This window comes from Ensifer sp. 22460 (genome assembly GCF_052044935.1).
Classification (GTDB): Bacteria; Pseudomonadota; Alphaproteobacteria; order Rhizobiales; family Rhizobiaceae; genus Ensifer.
Window position 1 is genome coordinate 35,037 of record NZ_JBQENZ010000004.1, and the last position, 18,679, is coordinate 53,715.

Below are 18,679 nucleotides of genomic sequence, written 5' to 3' on the forward strand. Positions count from 1 at the left end.
AGGGCGGCCCATGATCACTTTCCCGCATCGCCACCTGCTCGGCATCAAGGGGCTCACGGAGCAGGATATCACCTATCTGCTCGATCGCGCCGATGAAGCCGTCCAAATCTCCCGTCAAAGAGAGAAAAAGACCTCGACGCTGCGGGGGCTGACGCAGATCAACCTCTTCTTCGAAGCCTCGACGCGTACGCAGTCTTCGTTTGAGCTCGCCGGCAAGCGGCTTGGCGCCGACGTCATGAACATGTCGGTCGGCAATTCCTCGGTGAAAAAGGGCGAAACGCTGATCGATACGGCGATGACGCTGAACGCCATGCACCCGGATGTGCTGGTGGTGCGCCATTCCTCGGCCGGTGCCGCCGCTCTCCTGGCACAGAAAGTCTCCTGCTCCGTCGTCAATGCCGGCGACGGTCAGCACGAGCACCCAACCCAGGCCCTGCTCGACGCGCTGACGATCCGCCGCGCCAAGGGTAAGCTCTCGCGCATCATCGTGGCGATCTGCGGCGACGTGCTGCACTCGCGCGTGGCGCGCTCCAACATCCTGCTCCTGAACCAGATGGGCGCCCGCGTGCGCGTCGTCGCTCCGGCGACGTTGCTTCCCTCGGGGATCGCCGAAATGGGCGTCGAGGTCTATCACTCGATGGCCGAGGGCCTGAAGGATGCGGATGTCGTCATGATGCTGCGCCTCCAGCGCGAGCGCATGGCCGGCTCTTTCGTGCCTTCGGTGCGCGAATACTTCCACTACTACGGGCTCGATGCGCAGAAGCTGAAGGCGGCCAAGGACGATGCGCTCGTCATGCACCCCGGGCCGATGAACCGCGGCGTCGAGATCGCCTCGGAAATCGCCGACGGCCCGCAGAGCGTGATCGAACAGCAGGTCGAGATGGGCGTTGCCGTACGCATGGCGGTGATGGAAACGCTGCTTCTCTCGCAGAACCAGGGGCCGCGCCTATGACCAGACCACTCGTTCTGAAGAACCTCCGCATCGTCGATCCCTCGCGCAGCCTTGACGAGGTCGGCACTGTCATCGTCGGAAACGACGGCCGCATCCTGGCCGCCGGCGCGGATGCACAGAACCAGGGCGCGCCCGATGGCGCCTTCGTCAAGGACTGCGATGGCCTGACCGCCGTTCCCGGCCTCGTCGATGCCCGCGTGTTCGTCGGCGAACCGGGCAGCGAACATCGCGAAACCTTCGAATCCGCGTCGCGCGCAGCAGCGGTCGGTGGCGTCACCACCTTCATTGCGATGCCCGACACGGATCCTGTGATCGACGATATCGCGCTGGTCGAGTACGTAAAGAAGACGGCGCGCGACAAGGCCCTCGTCAATGTCCATCCTGCCGCGGCCCTGACCAAGGGACTGGCCGGGGAAGAGATGACCGAATTCGGCCTGCTGCGCGAAGCCGGCGCCGTCTGCTTCACCAATGGCCGACGGTCGATCCACGACACGCTGGTTCTGCGCCGGGCCATGACCTACGCGCGCGAATTCGGCGCCGTCATCTCTCTTGAGACCCGCGACAAGTATCTCGGCGCCAACGGCGTCATGCACGAGGGCCTGCTCGCAAGCTGGCTCGGCCTTGCCGGGATCCCGCGCGAATCCGAGATCATCCCGCTCGAGCGCGACCTGCGCATCGCCGGCCTGACGAAGGCCGCCTACCACGCCGCCCAAATCTCGGTTCCCGAATCGGCTGAGGCCATTCGTGCAGCACGCCAGCGCGGCGCCAACGTCACCTGCGGCATCTCGATCAACAATCTGGCGCTCAACGAAAACGACATCGGCGAGTACCGCACCTTCTTCAAGCTTTCGCCGCCCCTTCGCAGCGAAGACGACCGGGTGGCCATGGCCGAGGCGCTGGCCGACGGCACGATCGACATCATCGTCTCCTCGCATGACCCGCAGGACGTCGACACCAAACGCCTGCCGTTTGCCGACGCTGCCGACGGTGCGATCGGCCTTGAAACGCTGGCAGCGGCCGCTCTTCGGCTTTACCACAGCGGCCAGGTTCCACTGATGCGCCTGATCGATGCCATGTCGACCCGCCCGGCGGCGATCTTCGGTCTCGACGCAGGCACGCTGAAGCCGGGCGCCAAGGCCGATATCGCGGTCCTCGACCTCGACGAGCCGTGGGTGCTCTACAAGGAAGCGATCGTCTCGCGCTCCAAGAACACGCCGTTTGAAAATGCACGCTTTACCGGCCGGGTTGTGCAAACCTATGTTGCCGGCAAGCTTGTGCATTCCGCATAAGCCCAAAGCGGTCGCGCGGGAGGGGAACCGGTGGATCTATTTTCCTGGCAGCTTGGGCTGCCCTTGACGTTGTTAAGCCTGGGCTTCGGCTATCTGCTCGGCTCGATCCCATTCGGACTGATCCTGACCCGCATGGCCGGGCTGGGCGACGTCAGAAAGATCGGCTCGGGCAATATCGGCGCGACCAATGTGCTGCGCACCGGCAACAAGAAGCTTGCCGCAGCGACCCTGCTGCTCGACGCGCTCAAGGGCACCGCGGCAGCCGCCATTGCATCTCATTGGGGCGTCGAAGCGGGGATCGCCGCAGGCTTCGCCGCCTTCATCGGCCATCTCTATCCCGTCTGGCTCGGCTTCAAGGGCGGCAAGGGTGTCGCCACCTATATCGGCGTCCTCCTTGGCCTCGCCCCACCGATGGTGCTCGCCTTTGCGGTGATCTGGCTCGCCATGGCGAAAATCAGCCGTTACTCCTCATTGTCCGCACTGGTTGTAACGGCTATCATCCCGGTTCTACTTTACGCGGTAGGGAACGAAAAGGTCGCTCTCCTCTTCGCGGCAATGACCATCATTAGCTGGGTGAAGCATCGCGCCAATATCCAGCGGTTGCTCGCCGGCACGGAAAGCAAGATCGGGGACAAGGGATAATGTCTGAAGGCAGCGCAGGACGAACCGGAGTGGCGCTGACCGAACGACAGAAAATCTCCTGGCTGCGGCTGATCCGCAGCGACAATGTCGGCCCCATCGCCTTCAGGGACCTCATCAACCACTTCGGCACCGCGGAAAACGCGCTCGACGCGCTTCCAGAACTATCCCGGCGCGGAGGGACCAAACAGGCCTATCGCGTGGCAACGGTAAGCGAGGCCGAACGGGAACTGGAAGCGGCGCGACGCTGCGGCGCGGTCTTTGTCGGCATCGGTGAGCCAGGTTATCCCTCAGCGCTTCGGCAGATCGACGGCGCTCCCCCGCTCCTCGCGATGAAGGGCGATCTCAAAGCAGCAACCCGCCCGTCGCTCGGCATTGTCGGCTCGCGCAACGCGTCGGTCAGCGGCGCCAAGTTCGCGGCGATGATTGCCCGCGATGCCGGTCGCGCCGGCTATGTCGTCACCTCGGGTCTCGCGCGCGGTATCGATACCGCTGCCCATCGCGCAAGCCTCGAAAGCGGCACGATCGCCGCGCTTGCCGGCGGCCTGGATCGGCCCTACCCGCCCGAAAACATCGGCTTGCTTGACGAGATCACGTCGGGCCGGGGTCTGGCGATCAGCGAAATGCCCTTTGGCTGGGAGCCACGTGCACGCGATTTCCCTCGGCGCAACCGGCTGATTGCCGGCGTCAGCCTCGGCGTGACCGTCGTCGAGGCGGCCAATCGCTCCGGCTCCCTGATCACCGCGCGTTATGCCGCCGATCTCGGCCGGCTGGTCTTTGCCGTTCCGGGTTCTCCGCTCGATCCGCGGTGTCATGGCACGAACGACCTTTTGAAGCAGGGCGCGATCGTCACGACCTCGCCGGACGATGTCCTCGAAGCATTGGCGCCGCTCAGCCAGTTCGAACTACGCGTGCCAAGCGTCAGGGAACCGGAGGGGCACACGCAACCGAACGCCCCTGCCGCAACCAATGACAGCGACCGTGCGGCCATCATCAATGCGCTTGGTCCGACGCCGGTCGAAACCGACGACATCGTCAGGCACACCGGGCTTTCGCCGGCACAGGTCTACCTTCTTCTCCTGGAGCTCGATCTCGCCGGGCGGCTCGATCGCCACGCCGGAGGACTCGTGTCTCTCACGGCAAGCGAATGAGCACCGGCGATGGCGACCCCGCGGCCATGAGGAAGCGAGCAGACACCCATTCCAGATTGCAGATGCGATGCAATCTTGCATGAGTTGCATCACCTCCTCTCATCGTTATTTTGGGTGAACCCTCTTGACCCCGCACGAATCCCTGTCCATTTCGGGGCATCGATACAAGGCGACACACGGCGCTGACAGCGCTGACGCCCGAACCAGAACCGGTTGTCTCAAAAAATGACGATGAATGTTGTAGTGGTGGAGTCGCCTTCCAAGGCAAAGACGATCAACAAGTACCTCGGGCCTGACTACAAGGTGCTGGCTTCGTTTGGCCATGTGCGCGATCTGCCGGCGAAGGACGGTTCGGTCCGTCCGGATGAGGACTTCGAAATGTCCTGGGAGGTCGATGGCGCCTCGGCCAAGCGCATGAAGGACATTGCCGACGCGGTAAAGTCCGCTGACGGCCTCATTCTGGCAACCGACCCGGATCGCGAAGGCGAAGCCATTTCCTGGCACGTGCTCGACCTTCTGAAGAAGAAGAAGGTGCTCGGCGACAAACCGGTGAAGCGCGTCGCCTTCAACGCCATCACCAAGAAGGCGGTTCTCGAAGCAATCGCCCACCCGCGCGACATCGACATCTCGCTGGTCGATGCCTATCTGGCGCGCCGCGCACTCGACTATCTCGTCGGCTTCAACCTGTCGCCGGTCCTCTGGCGCAAGCTGCCGGGCGCCCGCTCGGCCGGCCGTGTGCAATCTGTCACCCTTCGCCTCGTCTGCGATCGCGAGTCCGAGATCGAGCGCTTCATCTCCGAGGAATACTGGAACATCTCCGCGCTGCTGAAGACCCCGCGCGGCGACGAGTTCGAGGCCCGCCTCGTCTCGGCCGACGGCAAGCGCCTCGCGCCAAGGGCTGTCGGCAACGGCGAAGAGGCCAACCGGCTGAAGACCCTGCTCGATGGCGCCGCCTATGTCGTCGACAGCATCGAGGCAAAGCCGGTCAAGCGTAACCCGTCGCCGCCTTTCACCACCTCAACACTGCAGCAGGCCGCCTCCTCCAAACTCGGCTTCTCCGCATCGCGCACCATGCAGGTCGCGCAGAAGCTCTATGAAGGCGTCGACATCGGCGGCGAGACGGTCGGTCTGATCACCTATATGCGTACCGACGGCGTGCAGATGGCGCCGGAAGCGGTCGAGGCCTCGCGCAAGGCGATTGCCAACCAGTTCGGCGACCGCTACCTGCCGGAAAAGCCGCGTTTCTATTCGACCAAGGCGAAGAACGCCCAGGAAGCGCACGAAGCCATCCGCCCGACCGATTTCAACCGGACGCCGGACCAGGTCCGCCGCTTCCTCGACGGTGACATGCTGCGCCTCTACGACCTCGTCTGGAAACGTGGCATCGCCAGCCAGATGGCATCGGCCGAGATCGAGCGCACCACGGCAGAAATCACCGCCGACAACGGCGGACAGAAGGCTGGCCTGCGCGCCACCGGCTCCGTCATCCGCTTCGACGGCTTCATCGCCGCCTATACGGACGCCAAGGAAGACGGCGAGCAGACGGATGATGGCGAGGAGGATGGCCGCCTGCCGGAGATCAACGCGCGCGAGAACCTCGCCAAGCAGAAGATCAACGCCTCGCAGCACTTTACCGAGCCGCCACCGCGCTATTCGGAAGCGAGCCTGATCAAGAAGATGGAAGAGCTCGGCATCGGCCGACCGTCGACCTATGCCGCGACGGTCACGACCCTGCTTGACCGCGACTACATCACCAACGACAAGCGCAAGCTCATACCCCAGGCCAAGGGCCGTCTGGTGACGGCGTTCCTGGAAAGCTTCTTCACCCGCTATGTCGGCTATGACTTCACGGCGTCGCTCGAAGAAAAGCTCGACCAGGTCTCGGCCGGCGAGGTCAATTGGAAGGATGTTCTTCGCGACTTCTGGAAGGATTTCTTCGCACAGATCGAGGAAACAAAGGAGCTGCGCGTTACCAACGTGCTCGATGCGCTGAACGAAGAACTGGCGCCGCTGGTCTTCCCGAAGCGCGAAGACGGCGGTGATCCACGCATCTGCCAGGTCTGCGGCACCGGCAAGCTGTCGCTGAAGCTCGGCAAATATGGCGCCTTCGTCGGCTGCTCGAACTATCCGGAGTGCAACTTCACCCGCCAGCTTTCCTCCGACAGCAACGGCGACCAGGAAGCGGCGGTCTCGAACGAACCGCAGGCACTTGGCAAGGACCCGCACACCGGCGAGGAAATCACACTGCGCAGCGGCCGTTTCGGTCCCTATGTCCAGCGCGGCGACGGCAAGGAAGCGAAGCGCTCGAGCCTGCCGAAGGGCTGGACGCCGTCGACAATCGACCACGAGAAGGCCGTGGCCCTTCTGTCGTTGCCGCGCGATATCGGCGCGCACCCCGAGAGCGGCAAGATGATCTCGACCGGCCTTGGCCGCTACGGACCGTTCGTGCTGCACGACGGAACCTATGCCAATCTCGAATCGATCGAAGACGTCTTCTCGATCGGCCTTAATCGCGCCGTGTCGGTTCTCGCCGACAAGCAGTCGAAGGCCGGTGCCGGGCGTGGCCGCACCGCGGCCGCCTCGCTCAAGGAACTTGGCGACCACCCGGACGGCGGCTCCATCACCGTTCGTGACGGGCGCTACGGTCCCTATGTAAACTGGGGCAAGGTCAACGCTACCCTGCCCAAGGGCAAGGATCCGCAGTCGGTGACGGTCGAGGAGGCACTCGTGCTGATTTCGGAGCGTGCCGCCAAGGGTGGAGCTACCAAGGGCAAGGCCGTGAAGGCCAAGACGACCAAGGCGGCGGCAAAGTCCGAGGACGGCGCAACCAAGTCGACCAAGGCCAAGGCGCCCGCAAAAAGCAAAACCAAGACGGCCGCCAAGGCCAAGAAGGGCTGATCTTGACCAGAATACCGCGCGATCCGACCGAACAGTCCGGCAGAAGAGCCATGGGCAGGAAGCCTGCTCGCGCGGCCAAGGCCGGACCGGCTCCGGCAAGCGAGCCCATTATCCACGGTGCGGTTCCGCCGCGTGACGTGCTGATGCGTTTCATTGCCGAAAACCCGGACCGCGCCTCCAAGCGCGAGATCGCCAAGGCCTTCGGCCTCAAGGGCGATACCCGTGTCGAGCTCAAGGCGCTGCTGAAGTCACTGGAAGAGGACGGCCTGGTCGAGAAGAAGCGCAAGTCGCTGGTACGTCCCGGCGCCCTGCCCCCGGTGACCGTGCTCGACATCACCATCCGTGATGTCGATGGCGAACTGATCGGCCGGCCCGCCGAGTGGCTGGACGATGACGGCGTCGCGCCGGCGGTGCTGATCAAGCAGTCGGCAGTCGGCAAGGCCAAGGGCAAGGTACCGGTCGGCGGCCTCGGCGATCGGGTGCTCGCCAAGATCTTCCCCGCAAAGGAGCGTGGCGGACCTGCCTATACGGCGCGCATCATCAAGGTTCTCGACAAGCGCAAGGACGCCGTGCTCGGCGTCTTCCGCGCCACACCTGGTGGCGGTGGCCGGCTGATGCCGATCGAAAAGCGCGGCGAAGAAGTGCTGGTCGATCCGGAGTTCACCGGCAACGCGCAGGATGGCGATCTGGTCGAAGTGCAGCTCTCGCGTCTCGGCCGCTATGGTCTGCCGCGCGCCCAGGTCCAAAACGTCATCGGCTCCGTGGCCTCGGAGAAGGCAATCTCGATGATTGCCATTCACGCGCATGGCATCCCCCACATCTTCCCGGAGCGTGTGATCGAAGAGGCGAACGCCGCCGGTCCCGCCACGATGGCGCATCGCGAGGATTGGCGCACGCTGCCGCTGATCACCATCGACCCGGCCGATGCCAAGGATCACGACGATGCGGTTTATGCCGAACCCGACCCGTCCGAGGACAATCCCGGCGGCGTCATCGTCACGGTCGCAATCGCCGACGTCTCCTATTACGTACGTCCGAAATCGGCGCTGGACCTGGAAGCGCTGAAGCGCGGCAACTCGGTCTATTTCCCCGACCGGGTGGTACCGATGCTGCCCGAACGGATTTCAAACGACCTCTGCTCGCTGAAGGAAGGCGTCGACCGTCCGGCGCTTGCCGTGCGCATGCGCTTCTCCAAGGAGGGCCGCAAGGCCGGCCACACCTTCCACCGCATCATGATGAAGAGTGCTGCCAAGCTCTCCTACCAGCAGGCACAGGCGGCGATCGACGGCAACCCGGATGACAAGACCGGGCCGATCCTCGACGCGATCCTGAAGCCGCTCTGGGAGGCCTATCGGATCCTCACGCGCGGGCGCGACCGGCGCCAGCCGCTCGAACTCAACATGCCCGAGCGCAAGATCATCCTGAAGCCCGACGGCACGGTCGATCGCGTTTTCGTGCCGGAACGCCTGGACGCCCACAAGCTGATCGAAGAGATGATGATCCAGGCGAACGTCGCGGCCGCCGAGACGCTGGAGCAGAAGCGCCAGGTGCTGATCTATCGCGTGCACGACCAGCCGTCGCTCGCCAAGCAGGAAAGCCTGCGCGAGTTCCTGGCGACGCTCGACATCTCGCTCGTCAAGGGCGGCAACATGCGCTCGAATCATTTCAACGGCATTCTCGCCAAGGCCGAGGGAAAACCCTTCGAGACGATGGTCAACGAGATGGTGCTGCGGTCGCAGAGCCAGGCGATCTACAGCCCCGAGAACATCGGGCACTTCGGCCTGAACCTTTTGAAGTACGCACATTTCACCTCGCCGATCCGCCGCTATGCCGACCTGATCGTGCACCGGGCGCTGGTTGCCTCGCTCGGTCTGGGCGAAGGCGGACTGACGCCGCAGGAAGAGGGCGTGCTCGACGACATCGCCGCCGAGATCTCGACCTTCGAGCGTCGCGCCATGGCGGCGGAGCGCGACACCGTCGACCGGCTGATCGCACACCATCTGAATGGCCGTGTCGGCGAGGAATTCGAAGGCCGCGTCTCCGGCGTCACCAAGGCGGGACTCTTTGTCACCCTGCCCGCCTATGGCGCCGATGGCTTCGTTCCGATATCTACGCTCGGGCGCGACTACTTCATCTATGATGAGGCGCATCAGGCGCTTTCCGGCGAAAAGACCGGGCTCGGCTATCGCCTCGGCGATCCCGTGCGCGTCAAGCTCGTCGAAGCTGTGCCGCTTGCGGGTGCGCTCAGGTTCGAGATGCAAAGCGAGGGGCGCAAGATGCCGACGGCAACGCGCTCCTTCCACAAGTCCGGCCGGCGCGATCGCACCGGAGCACGTAAGACGCCGGGAACGCGGCCGCCGCGAGGCAGGCGTTAGAACTCCCGTAAGGCAGAGGAATAAGCATGAAAGCAGCGGCGGGCGAAACACTTCAACTGGGCGGTAGCGAAAGCGACAAGCGCTCCGTTGGCCTTTCGATGAAGCGCGGCTTTCTCGGCCGTTGCCCGGCCTGTGGCAGCGGCAAACTGTTTCGCAGCTACGTCAAGTCCGTCGATGCCTGCGCCGCCTGCGGCGAACGCATGGACCATCACCGCGCCGATGACTTCCCGCCCTATATCGTCGTGACGATCGTCGGCCACGTCGTGCTTGCGGGCTACATGATGACCGATCTCATCCTGCCGCTGACAACGTGGCAGCATCTGGCGATCTGGGCACCGATCACCGTGATCAGTTCGCTGGCGCTGCTGCAGCCGGTCAAGGGCGCCGTCATCGGGCTGCAATGGGCGCTCAAGATGCACGGTTTCGGCGGCCACGAAGACGCACCGGAAGATATCCTGCCGCCGCGAGACGACAGGGCATGACGTCTGCGCGGGGCCCGGGCGGCGAGGTCGAACGCCAACGTTCCGCAGCCGTCAGGCCACGCGATGCGGCCTCCGTCATGCTGCTCGACCGCCAAGGGGGACGCGTGCGCGTCCTGATGGGCAAACGGCACAGCGCCCATGTCTTCATGCCGGATCTCTATGTCTTCCCCGGTGGGCGGCGTGATGCCGGCGATCACCGAATCGGCTTCGGCTCCGACCTGCACCCTTCCGTCCTGCATGCGCTGAAGGCGGCCGGCAAGCGCGAGTTGACAGATGCCCACGCACGCGCGCTCGCCCTTGCCGCACTGCGCGAACTTTACGAAGAGGCCGGCATCGCCGTCGGGCAACCGGCTCCCTCTGCCACAGCGCCGGTTCCATTTCTTCCCGATCTTGCAAAGTTGCGCTATATGGCTCGGGCCATTACCCCTCCGGGCCACGCGCGGCGGTTCGATACGCGCTTCTTCGCATTGTTTGCGGACGAGGCCAAAATCGATCCGACACGCTTCCTGGACAGTCGGGAGCTTCAGGATTTGCAGTGGATCGATGTGAACGATTCTCCGTCTCTACGGATACCCGACATCACCGCCATCATACTTGCTGACCTCAGAAGCAGTCTCGACACCGATCCGTCGCTCCCATGTGAACGAGAGGTGCCACTTTATGCCGCGCGCCGTGGGCGCCTCGTCCGCACGTTGCTCTAAGGACCCTCGTCGCATGTCACAGCCATCGCCCGGTACAGTTGCACCGGTTGAGGAAATTCACTGGCGGTCGCTGATCGCCGCCGTTGCAGCGATCAGTGCGGTCGGCATTGCAATTGGTCTCGGTCTGCCGCTCCTGTCGATCATCATGGAGAAGCGCGGGATCTCCTCGACGCTGATCGGCTTGAACTCCGCCATGGCTGGCGTGGCATCGATGGTTGCCGCCCCGTTCACGACCAAGTTCGCTCATAGACACGGCGTCGCGCCGACAATGCTGTGGGCCGTCCTGATCGCAGCAACGAGTTCGTTCGGCTTTTACTACATCACCAACTTCTGGCTCTGGTTCCCGCTGCGGATCGTTTTCCACGGGGCGATCACCGTCCTCTTCATTCTCTCCGAGTTCTGGATCAACGCCACGGCGCCGCCGGCAAAGCGCGGATTCGTGCTCGGCATCTATGGCACGTTCCTGTCGCTGGGCTTCCTGACCGGGCCGCTGTTGTTTTCAATCCTCGGCAGTGATGGCATCCTGCCTTTCATGGTTGGCGCCGGCGTCATCCTGCTTGCCTCGGTGCCGATCTTCCTCGCACGCGACGAAAGCCCCGTCATCGACGAGAAGCCGGAGCGGCATTTCCTGCGCTACGTCTTCCTCGTGCCCACCGCAACCGCCGCCGTGTTCATCTTCGGCGCGGTCGAATCAGGCGGTCTTTCGCTGTTCCTCATCTTCGGCACGAGAGCCGGTTTCAGCGAATCGCAGGCGGCCCTCCTGCTGACGGTCATGGGGGTCGGAAATTTCATCTTCCAGATCCCGGTCGGCATGTTGTCCGACCGCGTCAAAGACCGGCGCACCCTGCTCTCGGCCATGACTGTTATCGGCCTTGTTGGCGCGCTGTTCCTGCCGCTTCTGGTCGAAAGCTGGTTCCTGATGGCGATCGTGTTGCTGTTCTGGGGCGGCTGCGTCTCCGGGCTCTACACGGTCGGCCTCAGCCACCTTGGCTCGCGGCTGCAGGGCGCCGATCTTGCCGCCGCCAACGCCGCTTTCGTGTTCTCCTATGCCGTCGGCACCGTTGCGGGGCCGCAGGCCATCGGTGCTTCAATGGATGCCACCGGCAACAATGGCTTTGCCTGGGCGATCGCCGGATTTTTCGGCCTCTATGTCGCGCTTTCGGTGGTCAGGATCGTTTTGAATCCAAAACGGCCTTGACTTTTCGGCCGCGATTTGTAGTTTCGCGCCAACCTTGCCCGTGGCCCGCAACCGGTTGTCCACGGCTTTCATTGTTACAAAGGCAGGACGACCATGGCAAAAGCCACCACCATCAAGATCAAGCTGCTTTCGACAGCCGACACGGGTTTCTTCTACGTCACGACCAAGAACAGCCGTACGATGACGGAAAAGATGACCAAGACCAAGTACGACCCGGTCGTCAAGAAGCACGTCGAGTTCAAGGAAACCAAGATCAAGTAAGATCGACCGTTTCTCGGGGATTTAGGGCGCCGACCGCAAGGTCAGGCGCCCTTTCCTTTTGGACGTCCGGGAAATGGCACGCAAGGCACCGCTGGCCTCGCTGACAGGTCAAAGGATGCTTGAAAGACATGCCGACTCGGCGCCCCCTCGCCCGGTACCGAGAAAGCAAAAAACGCCGCCCCAAGATGGGACGGCGCTTCGGAAAAGGGGGTCGGCTGGCGTCTGACTGCGGCACGAGGATTCCGCAGAAGTCAAAAGCCAACCGACCGACCCCACGACCCAGGAGATGCGGCGGACCTGAGCATCATGGGGTAAGCAAAATGTTGGTAGGCGATGCCTACTTGTTCATCAGCATCACCTGAAAATGGAAAAAAATCAACGAATTCTTAATGCGCGAAGCGGTGCCGCTAAGCGCATGGTTAATTCTGTATCAGAGTAAGACAGGCACGCGCATGGGCGCCGCGGCTACCCAAACTCCCCGGTAGCATCGGCTGTGGCGAGAATACAACTTTAAATGCGACCCGCAAGAGGTGCCCCAAGAAAATCACTGGGTCGCGGAGCGCCCGGATTGGACGGACAAACGCTCAGGCGGCCGCCGCCACCACGCGGTTGCGGCCCTCGTGCTTGGCCTGGTAGAGCGCCGTATCCGCGCGCTTCAGCAGAGCCTCGGCCGTGTCAGCACCCGGCCTGAGCGTCGCTATTCCCATCGACGCCGTTACCTTCAAAACGCCATCCGCCTGCGGAACCGGGAACGGCAGGCTTTCGATAATCATGCGCAAGCGCTCGGCGACGCCCGCCGCCATTTCAGCCGACGTATCCGGCATCACGACGACGAATTCCTCTCCGCCGAAGCGGCAGGCAAGATCGGCCCCGCGCACGGTGGTGCGAATGCGGTTGGCGAACTCCCGCAGCACTTCGTCGCCGGCATCATGGCCGTAGGTATCGTTGACCTGTTTGAAACGGTCGATGTCGGTCATGCAGATGGAGAGCGGCCGGCCGCGCGCCGCAGCCCGGTCCATCAACAGTTTCAGGTGGGTGTCGAAATAGCGGCGGTTGTGCAAGCCTGTCAGGCCATCGGTGACGGCAAGTTCGATGGTCTGCTGCACGCTCGAGCGCAGCCTGTCATTGCAATGCTTGCGCCGGATCTGGGTCATGGAGCGGGCAATCAGTTCATTGGGATCAACCGGCCGCATCAGATAATCGGTCACGCCGAGATCGAGCGCACGCACCACCATCTCGTCGCTGCCCTGCTCCGCGATCAAGAGGATCGGGATGAAGCGCGTCCGCTCCAGCGAGCGCAACTGCGAACACAGCCGCAGGGGATCGTAGTCGTCGAAATTCGCATTGACGATGACCAGGTCGAAGTTGTTCTCGGCCGCTTCGAAGAGCGCCGCCTGCGGATCGGAAATCACCGAAACATCGGCGATCGGCTTGAGGGCGCGTTGCAGCCGCTCCTGTGACGAGCCACGGCCATCGACGAGCAGAACATTGCCCGGCTCGTCCGGACGATCCGCACCGCCGACGTCTTCGAGGCCGATGGTCTGCGCCGTCTGGGCGCGCAGGCGCAATTCATCGCTGACATTCTTCAACCGCACCAGGCTCTTCACGCGCGACATTAGCTGGAGATCGTTGACGGGCTTGGTCAGGAAGTCGTCGGCGCCGGCCTTCAGGCCGCGCACGCGATCCGACGGCTGGTCGAGCGCCGTCACCATGACGACGGGAATATGCGCCGTGCGCGGATTGGCCTTCAGACGTTCGCAGACCTCGAAGCCATCGAGGCCGGGCATCATAACGTCGAGAAGCACGAGATCGATGGGCGTCTTCTCGCAAAGCGCCAGCGCCGAATAGCCGTCATTGGCCGTCAGTACATCGAAATACTCGGCGAGCAGCCGGGCTTCGAGCAACTTCACATTGGCCGGAACATCATCAACGACAAGAATACGCGCAGTCATATCAATTTTCCCGCCGCTCAGGCATCGCCCAGGTAGGTTTTGATCGTTTCTATGAACTTCGGTACGGAAATCGGCTTGGAAACATAGGCTTCGCATCCACCCTGGCGGATCCGTTCCTCGTCGCCCTTCATCGCAAATGCGGTGACCGCAATGACCGGAATGACGTGAAGCTCGTCATCTTCCTTCAGCCATTTCGTCACTTCCAGACCGGATACTTCCGGCAACTGGATGTCCATGAGAATGAGATCGGGCCGGTGCTTGCGCGCGAGCTCGAGCGCCTCCATGCCGTTGCGCGTCTGGATCGTCGCGTAGCCGGAAGCCTCAATCAGGTCGCGGAACAGTTTCATGTTCAGCTCGTTGTCTTCAACAATCATTACCTGTTTGGGCATGTCGATCCCTTGCTGTCCATCATCGTCTTGCAAGTCTCCTCAGGACATTTAACTTGCAGAGCCGACGACTCGACCCATTTCCTCAACTTCAGAGATAGGCCTATTTGGTTGAAAAATAGGTAACTCCGCACGTAAAAACCATACGGGGACGAAGCATTGAAGAGCGCTGACGAAATCGCCATCGACATCCTTGCCTGGCTCGCGGGCGAGCCTGAGCTTCTGTCCCGTTTCCTGGCACTGACGGGCACCGATCCAACGGCGTTGCGCAATGCCATTGCCGAACCCGGCTTCATGGGCGGTCTCATCGCCTTTCTCATGGACCACGAGCCGACGCTGATGGCATTCTGCCAGGCAACCGGCACGGCACCGGAAGATGTCGTGCGCGCCCATGCGGCGCTTTCTGACCATTCGGGTTTTGAGGATTGAGCGTGCGAGGCACGTCCACAAGCGACCGCATTCAGCTTCGAGAGCGCCCGCTGATCGTCAGTGACGTCGATGAAGTCGTGCTCGAATTCATCAATCCCTTCAAAGCCTTTCTCGATAGCTGCGGCCACGTGCTGCTGCCCCGATCGTTCCGCCTGACCGGCAACATCATCGATCGCGCGAACGAACAACCGCTGGCGGAGGCGGAGGTCAAAGCCCTGCTTGATTCCTTCTACGGGACGCAGGATCGCTGGCAGACGCCGGCTGCACAGGTCGTCGAGACCTTGGCTGCTCTGTCGGAGGAGGCGGACATCGTTTTCCTGACGGCCATGCCGCCGCATCACGCCGCGATCCGCCGTGCCTTGCTCGACCGGCTTGGCCTTCCCTATCCGCTGCTTGCCTCCGAGGAACCGAAGGGACCGATCGTCCAAAATTTGCACGGCGGACGCCCGGTTCCGCTGGTCTTCGTGGATGACATTCTTCGCAACCTGCAGTCGGTCCAGCATCACACGCCGTCCTGCCTGCTGATCAACCTGATGGTTAACGCGGAGTTTCGCGCGCTTGCACCAAAGCCGGACGCCGGCATCCGCGCTGTGGCCGACTGGCCGGAAGCGGCGGCCACCATCCGCGCGCATTTCGAGGGCTAGTTCAGCGCCGGTTCCCATCAGTGCAAATCCAATCGCATCAGCGGTCTACCATCCTTGCGGCGCGCCACGATGTCGAATCCTGCAGCCTCGAAGACCGTCGTCGCGCCGACCCAAAGGGCGACTGACTTGGACTGTTTGGCACGATCGATCGGACAAGCATCGAGATAGCGCGCGCCGCCCGCCCTGGCGTGGTCGATCGCGGCGCGCACGATTTGATGGCTCAAGCCCCTGCCCCGCAGCTTCGACTGCATGAACAGACAGCTCAGCGCCCAGATCGTCGGATCGGTCGCCTCACGGTCCTCCAGCGGTCGCGCGACCGTGCGCGGCGAATTGAACTGCGGAACATCCTGGCGCGGACCAACCTGAACCCAGGCCACCGGCGTTCCCTCGAAATAGCCGAGGATACCGGGCGACGGCGCGGTATCGATACGAGCCTTGATAAAGGCCTTGCGCTCCCTTGCCGGCATCGCCGTTCGAACGGAATGCGGCAGGCGCAACGCGGTGCACCAGCAACCGCCATAGGCACCGTTCGGCCCAAAAAGCTGCTCGAAATCCGCCCAACTATCTGCCGTGACAGGTGAGAACTGGAGTGTGATTTCCAACAGAGCCTCCCTTGAGACTCACTAGCGTAGAGCGTAAGGTCGCGATGTTCAATATTTGTTCCTGATATGCCCGACAGCGCTGCTCAATCTCCAGGCTTCTGCCGCGACTGCCTCAAGGAACAGGCCGCTAGCGCGCGGCGCTGCACGGCCTGCGGCAGTCCGCGCCTGCTGCGCCATAGCGAGCTCTACGATCTGACCTTGGCGCATATCGATTGCGACGCGTTCTACGCGTCGATCGAGAAACGCGACGATCCGGAGCTTGCCGACAAGCCGGTGATCATCGGCGGCGGCAAGCGCGGCGTGGTGTCCACAGCCTGCTACATCGCCCGCATTCACGGCGTACGCTCGGCAATGCCGATGTTCAAGGCGCTGGAGGCCTGCCCGCAGGCCGTGGTCATCAAACCCAACATGGAGAAATATGCGCGCGTCGGCCGCGAGGTCCGCACGCTGATGCAGGAGTTGACGCCGCTGGTGCAGCCACTGTCGATCGACGAAGCATTTCTTGAGCTCAGAGGCACCGAGCGACTGCATCACGATCCGCCGGCCCGCACCCTCGCGCGCTTCGCCCGCCGTGTCGAGCAGGAGATCGGCATCACCGTTTCGGTTGGCCTCTCCTATTGCAAGTTCCTCGCCAAGGTGGCTTCCGATCTGCAAAAGCCGCGCGGCTTTTCCGTCATCGGTCAGGCCGAGGCGCTGGAGTTCCTGAGGGAAAAGCCGGTCACTCTGATCTGGGGCGTCGGCAAGGCCTTCGCCGCCACCCTGGAACGCTATGGCGTGCGCACGATCGGGCAATTGCAGACCATGGAGGAAGCCGACCTGATGCGCCGCTATGGCACCATGGGGCAGCGGCTCTATCGCCTGTCGCGCGGGCTCGACGAGAGGGCGGTCGAAATCGACGGCGAGGCGAAGAGCGTTTCCGCGGAGACGACGTTCAATGACGACATCGCACGCTACGACGACCTGGTCACGCACCTTAGGCGCCTGAGCGAGCAGGTGGCCCACCGGCTGCGAAAGTCCGAACTCGCGGGCCAGACCGTCGTTCTGAAGCTCAAAACCACCGACTTCAAGCTTCGCACCCGCAACCGGCGGCTCGACAGCCCCACCCGGCTTGCCGACCGCATTTTCCGCACCGGGCTTCAGCTTTTGGAGAAAGAGGCGGATGGCACGAAGTATCGCCTGATCGGGATTGGCGTCAGCGATCTATCCGCCCCGGATCTGGCCGACCCTCCGGACCTTGTCGATCCGGCGGCAACCCGCCGGGCAGCGGCCGAAGACGCCATGAACAAGCTGCGCGACAAGTTCGGTAAGGAGAGCGTCGAGACCGGCTATACCTTCGGTACCCGCAAACGCGATCACTGAACGTAGATACACGGCGATCACGCAACCTTGATGTGGCCCACACACGGACTGGATGAATTCCTTAAAGATTGCCGGCTAGGCTCGTTCGCCAAGTCACGTGTTGGGTTGAGTGTATGGTATCGCGTTTCGCTCTCACCGCCAGCTTCGTCGCTCTGCTTTTGTCGCCGGCCACCGGCTTTGCAGGCAGTCGCGGGCCGCTGCAAATCATTGTCTCGAAAGACCAGCAATCGCTCGTCGTCTATGACGGCGATGCCGTGATTGCGACGTCACCGGTGTCGACCGGCAAGGCCGGCCATGCGACGCCGACCGGAATCTTCTCTATCCTCGAAAAGCGGCGCCATCATAAGTCGAACATCTATTCGAATGCGCCGATGCCGTTCATGCAGCGGCTCACCTGGTCGGGTATTGCGCTGCACGGCTCCAACCACGTGCCCGACTACCCCGCCTCACACGGATGTGTGCGCCTGCCAAGCGCTTTCGCCGCGTCGCTCTACAAGATGACCGAGCGCGGCGTGCATGTGCTGATCTCGGACCGGCAGATATCGCCCGCAGAGGTTAAAAGCGCCCTCCTCTTCCGTCCGGTTCCGGTAAATATCCAGCCGCCGCTTTCCGATGTTCCGCTCAGACCGGCGATCAGTCAGGCCGGAGATACGCCGGTGGAAGTGGCGATGAGAGAGCCGACCGGCGGTGCCGGCACCTCCAGATCCATGGAAGAACCGATCCGCATCCTGATCACGCGCAGCGACGCGCGCGACACCATGCGCGAGGTTCAAACCTCGTTGGAATTCCTCGGATACGCGCCCGGCTCGATCGACGGCCATGCAGGCACGGCAACCATTGCGGCGCTCCGCGCCTTCCAGACGGGCGAAGGTCTCGAGAGTGATGGCAAGCTGACGCCGGAACTGACCGACAAGCTCCTGCGTAAGGCCGGCCGAACGCCGCCGCAGAACGGCAAGATCCTCGTACGGCAAGGTTTCAAGCCGCTTTTCGAAGCCGGCCTCACCATCGACAAACCGGAAGAGGCCCTTGGGACGCATTTCCTCCAGTTCCGGCACAATGAAGAAGAAGGCGCCGAAGGCAAATGGTTCGGCGTCTCGCTTGAAAACCACCTGCCCGCCTCGATGAAGAAGCGGCTCGGCATTTCCATTGAGGCCGACCCCTTCGCTTATAACGGCATACAGCGCACGCTGGCGCGAATGACGATATCCGACGACGTTCGCAAGCGGGTTGAAGGACTGCTGGCCGAGGGCTCTTCGCTCTCGATCGCCGACACGGAAAGCGGGCTGGAGACCGGCCAGGGAACCGATTTCATCACCGTCACCCGATCGCGTCCGGGTGACTGATCCCGGGGAACCGCAGGA

17 protein-coding genes are annotated in these 18,679 nt (G+C 62.9%); 14 read left to right on the plus strand and 3 right to left on the minus strand.

Features of this window, described 5'->3' with window-relative positions; genetic code table 11:
- The first annotated feature begins 10 nt into the window (after positions 1-10).
- From ACTJKM_RS06070 to rpmG, 10 genes are all read left to right on the plus strand, one after another.
- Positions 11-952: an aspartate carbamoyltransferase catalytic subunit gene (locus ACTJKM_RS06070; RefSeq protein WP_057252282.1), complete on the plus strand. Its 942-nt coding sequence runs from the start codon at positions 11-13 to the stop codon at positions 950-952.
- On the plus strand, positions 949-2,241 hold the full coding sequence (locus tag ACTJKM_RS06075) for a dihydroorotase (RefSeq protein ID WP_058329337.1): 1,293 nt from the start codon (positions 949-951) through the stop codon (positions 2,239-2,241). The genes ACTJKM_RS06070 and ACTJKM_RS06075 overlap by 4 nt, the downstream gene beginning before the upstream one ends.
- Before the next feature lie 30 nt (positions 2,242-2,271).
- Positions 2,272-2,883, plus strand: coding sequence for a glycerol-3-phosphate 1-O-acyltransferase PlsY (gene plsY, locus ACTJKM_RS06080; RefSeq protein ID WP_440660039.1), 612 nt, complete (start codon positions 2,272-2,274; stop codon positions 2,881-2,883).
- Positions 2,883-4,031 (plus strand): DNA-processing protein DprA, encoded by a 1,149-nt coding sequence (gene dprA, locus ACTJKM_RS06085; protein WP_058329338.1) that lies wholly within the window; start codon positions 2,883-2,885, stop codon positions 4,029-4,031. Before plsY ends, dprA begins: the two co-directional genes overlap by 1 nt.
- Positions 4,032-4,262: 231 nt before the next feature.
- On the plus strand, positions 4,263-6,929 hold the full coding sequence (gene topA / locus ACTJKM_RS06090) for a type I DNA topoisomerase (protein ID WP_058329463.1): 2,667 nt from the start codon (positions 4,263-4,265) through the stop codon (positions 6,927-6,929).
- A 2-nt stretch (positions 6,930-6,931) separates the two neighbouring features.
- Positions 6,932-9,304, plus strand: coding sequence for a ribonuclease R (rnr, locus tag ACTJKM_RS06095; protein WP_058329339.1), 2,373 nt, complete (start codon positions 6,932-6,934; stop codon positions 9,302-9,304).
- A gap of 26 nt (positions 9,305-9,330) precedes the next feature.
- Positions 9,331-9,786 (plus strand): DUF983 domain-containing protein, encoded by a 456-nt coding sequence (locus ACTJKM_RS06100; RefSeq protein ID WP_058329340.1) that lies wholly within the window; start codon positions 9,331-9,333, stop codon positions 9,784-9,786.
- Positions 9,783-10,487 (plus strand): NUDIX hydrolase, encoded by a 705-nt coding sequence (locus tag ACTJKM_RS06105; protein ID WP_058329341.1) that lies wholly within the window; start codon positions 9,783-9,785, stop codon positions 10,485-10,487. Before ACTJKM_RS06100 ends, ACTJKM_RS06105 begins: the two co-directional genes overlap by 4 nt.
- Positions 10,488-10,500: 13 nt before the next feature.
- Positions 10,501-11,685: an MFS transporter gene (locus ACTJKM_RS06110; RefSeq protein WP_058329342.1), complete on the plus strand. Its 1,185-nt coding sequence runs from the start codon at positions 10,501-10,503 to the stop codon at positions 11,683-11,685.
- Positions 11,686-11,778: 93 nt separating this feature from the next.
- Positions 11,779-11,946 (plus strand): 50S ribosomal protein L33, encoded by a 168-nt coding sequence (rpmG, locus tag ACTJKM_RS06115; RefSeq protein WP_034795357.1) that lies wholly within the window; start codon positions 11,779-11,781, stop codon positions 11,944-11,946.
- A gap of 584 nt (positions 11,947-12,530) precedes the next feature.
- Here rpmG and ACTJKM_RS06120 read toward each other — a convergent pair.
- Both ACTJKM_RS06120 and ACTJKM_RS06125 read right to left on the minus strand, forming a co-directional pair.
- Positions 12,531-13,898 (minus strand): PleD family two-component system response regulator, encoded by a 1,368-nt coding sequence (locus ACTJKM_RS06120; RefSeq protein WP_057252290.1) that lies wholly within the window; start codon positions 13,896-13,898, stop codon positions 12,531-12,533.
- Positions 13,899-13,915: 17 nt separating this feature from the next.
- Complete coding sequence (locus ACTJKM_RS06125) at positions 13,916-14,287, minus strand: response regulator (RefSeq protein WP_003537642.1); 372 nt, start codon at positions 14,285-14,287, stop codon at positions 13,916-13,918.
- Positions 14,288-14,443: 156 nt separating this feature from the next.
- On the opposite strand from ACTJKM_RS06125, the gene ACTJKM_RS06130 reads away from it, so the two are divergent.
- Together ACTJKM_RS06130 and ACTJKM_RS06135 are read left to right on the plus strand one after the other, a co-directional pair.
- A complete protein-coding gene (locus tag ACTJKM_RS06130) occupies positions 14,444-14,713 on the plus strand; it encodes a DUF3572 domain-containing protein (RefSeq protein ID WP_058329343.1) in 270 nt (89 codons plus the stop codon).
- Between the two features lie 2 nt (positions 14,714-14,715).
- Positions 14,716-15,357: a hypothetical protein gene (locus ACTJKM_RS06135; RefSeq protein ID WP_113512923.1), complete on the plus strand. Its 642-nt coding sequence runs from the start codon at positions 14,716-14,718 to the stop codon at positions 15,355-15,357.
- Between the two features lie 17 nt (positions 15,358-15,374).
- Here the strand turns inward: ACTJKM_RS06135 and ACTJKM_RS06140 are convergent, their stop codons facing one another.
- The gene (locus ACTJKM_RS06140; protein ID WP_058321484.1) at positions 15,375-15,959 is read right to left on the minus strand and encodes a GNAT family N-acetyltransferase; all 585 of its coding nucleotides are present in this window, start codon (positions 15,957-15,959) and stop codon (positions 15,375-15,377) included.
- A 66-nt stretch (positions 15,960-16,025) separates the two neighbouring features.
- On the opposite strand from ACTJKM_RS06140, the gene ACTJKM_RS06145 reads away from it, so the two are divergent.
- On the plus strand, positions 16,026-17,318 hold the full coding sequence (locus ACTJKM_RS06145; protein WP_058329345.1) for a DNA polymerase IV: 1,293 nt from the start codon (positions 16,026-16,028) through the stop codon (positions 17,316-17,318).
- 113 nt (positions 17,319-17,431) lie between these two features.
- A complete protein-coding gene (locus tag ACTJKM_RS06150; RefSeq protein ID WP_058329346.1) occupies positions 17,432-18,661 on the plus strand; it encodes a L,D-transpeptidase family protein in 1,230 nt (409 codons plus the stop codon).
- The last annotated feature ends 18 nt before the right edge of the window (positions 18,662-18,679 follow it).

Coding starts and splice junctions, on each gene's coding strand:
- ACTJKM_RS06070 (WP_057252282.1), top strand. CDS start 11: ATGATCACTTTCCCGCATCGCCACCTGCTCGGCATCAAGGGGCTCACG.
- ACTJKM_RS06075 (WP_058329337.1), top strand. CDS start 949: ATGACCAGACCACTCGTTCTGAAGAACCTCCGCATCGTCGATCCCTCG.
- dprA (WP_058329338.1), top strand. CDS start 2,883: ATGTCTGAAGGCAGCGCAGGACGAACCGGAGTGGCGCTGACCGAACGA.
- topA (WP_058329463.1), top strand. CDS start 4,263: ATGAATGTTGTAGTGGTGGAGTCGCCTTCCAAGGCAAAGACGATCAAC.
- ACTJKM_RS06100 (WP_058329340.1), top strand. CDS start 9,331: ATGAAAGCAGCGGCGGGCGAAACACTTCAACTGGGCGGTAGCGAAAGC.
- ACTJKM_RS06105 (WP_058329341.1), top strand. CDS start 9,783: ATGACGTCTGCGCGGGGCCCGGGCGGCGAGGTCGAACGCCAACGTTCC.
- ACTJKM_RS06110 (WP_058329342.1), top strand. CDS start 10,501: ATGTCACAGCCATCGCCCGGTACAGTTGCACCGGTTGAGGAAATTCAC.
- rpmG (WP_034795357.1), top strand. CDS start 11,779: ATGGCAAAAGCCACCACCATCAAGATCAAGCTGCTTTCGACAGCCGAC.
- ACTJKM_RS06120 (WP_057252290.1), bottom strand. CDS start 13,898: ATGACTGCGCGTATTCTTGTCGTTGATGATGTTCCGGCCAATGTGAAG.
- ACTJKM_RS06125 (WP_003537642.1), bottom strand. CDS start 14,287: ATGCCCAAACAGGTAATGATTGTTGAAGACAACGAGCTGAACATGAAA.
- ACTJKM_RS06145 (WP_058329345.1), top strand. CDS start 16,026: ATGCCCGACAGCGCTGCTCAATCTCCAGGCTTCTGCCGCGACTGCCTC.
- ACTJKM_RS06150 (WP_058329346.1), top strand. CDS start 17,432: ATGGTATCGCGTTTCGCTCTCACCGCCAGCTTCGTCGCTCTGCTTTTG.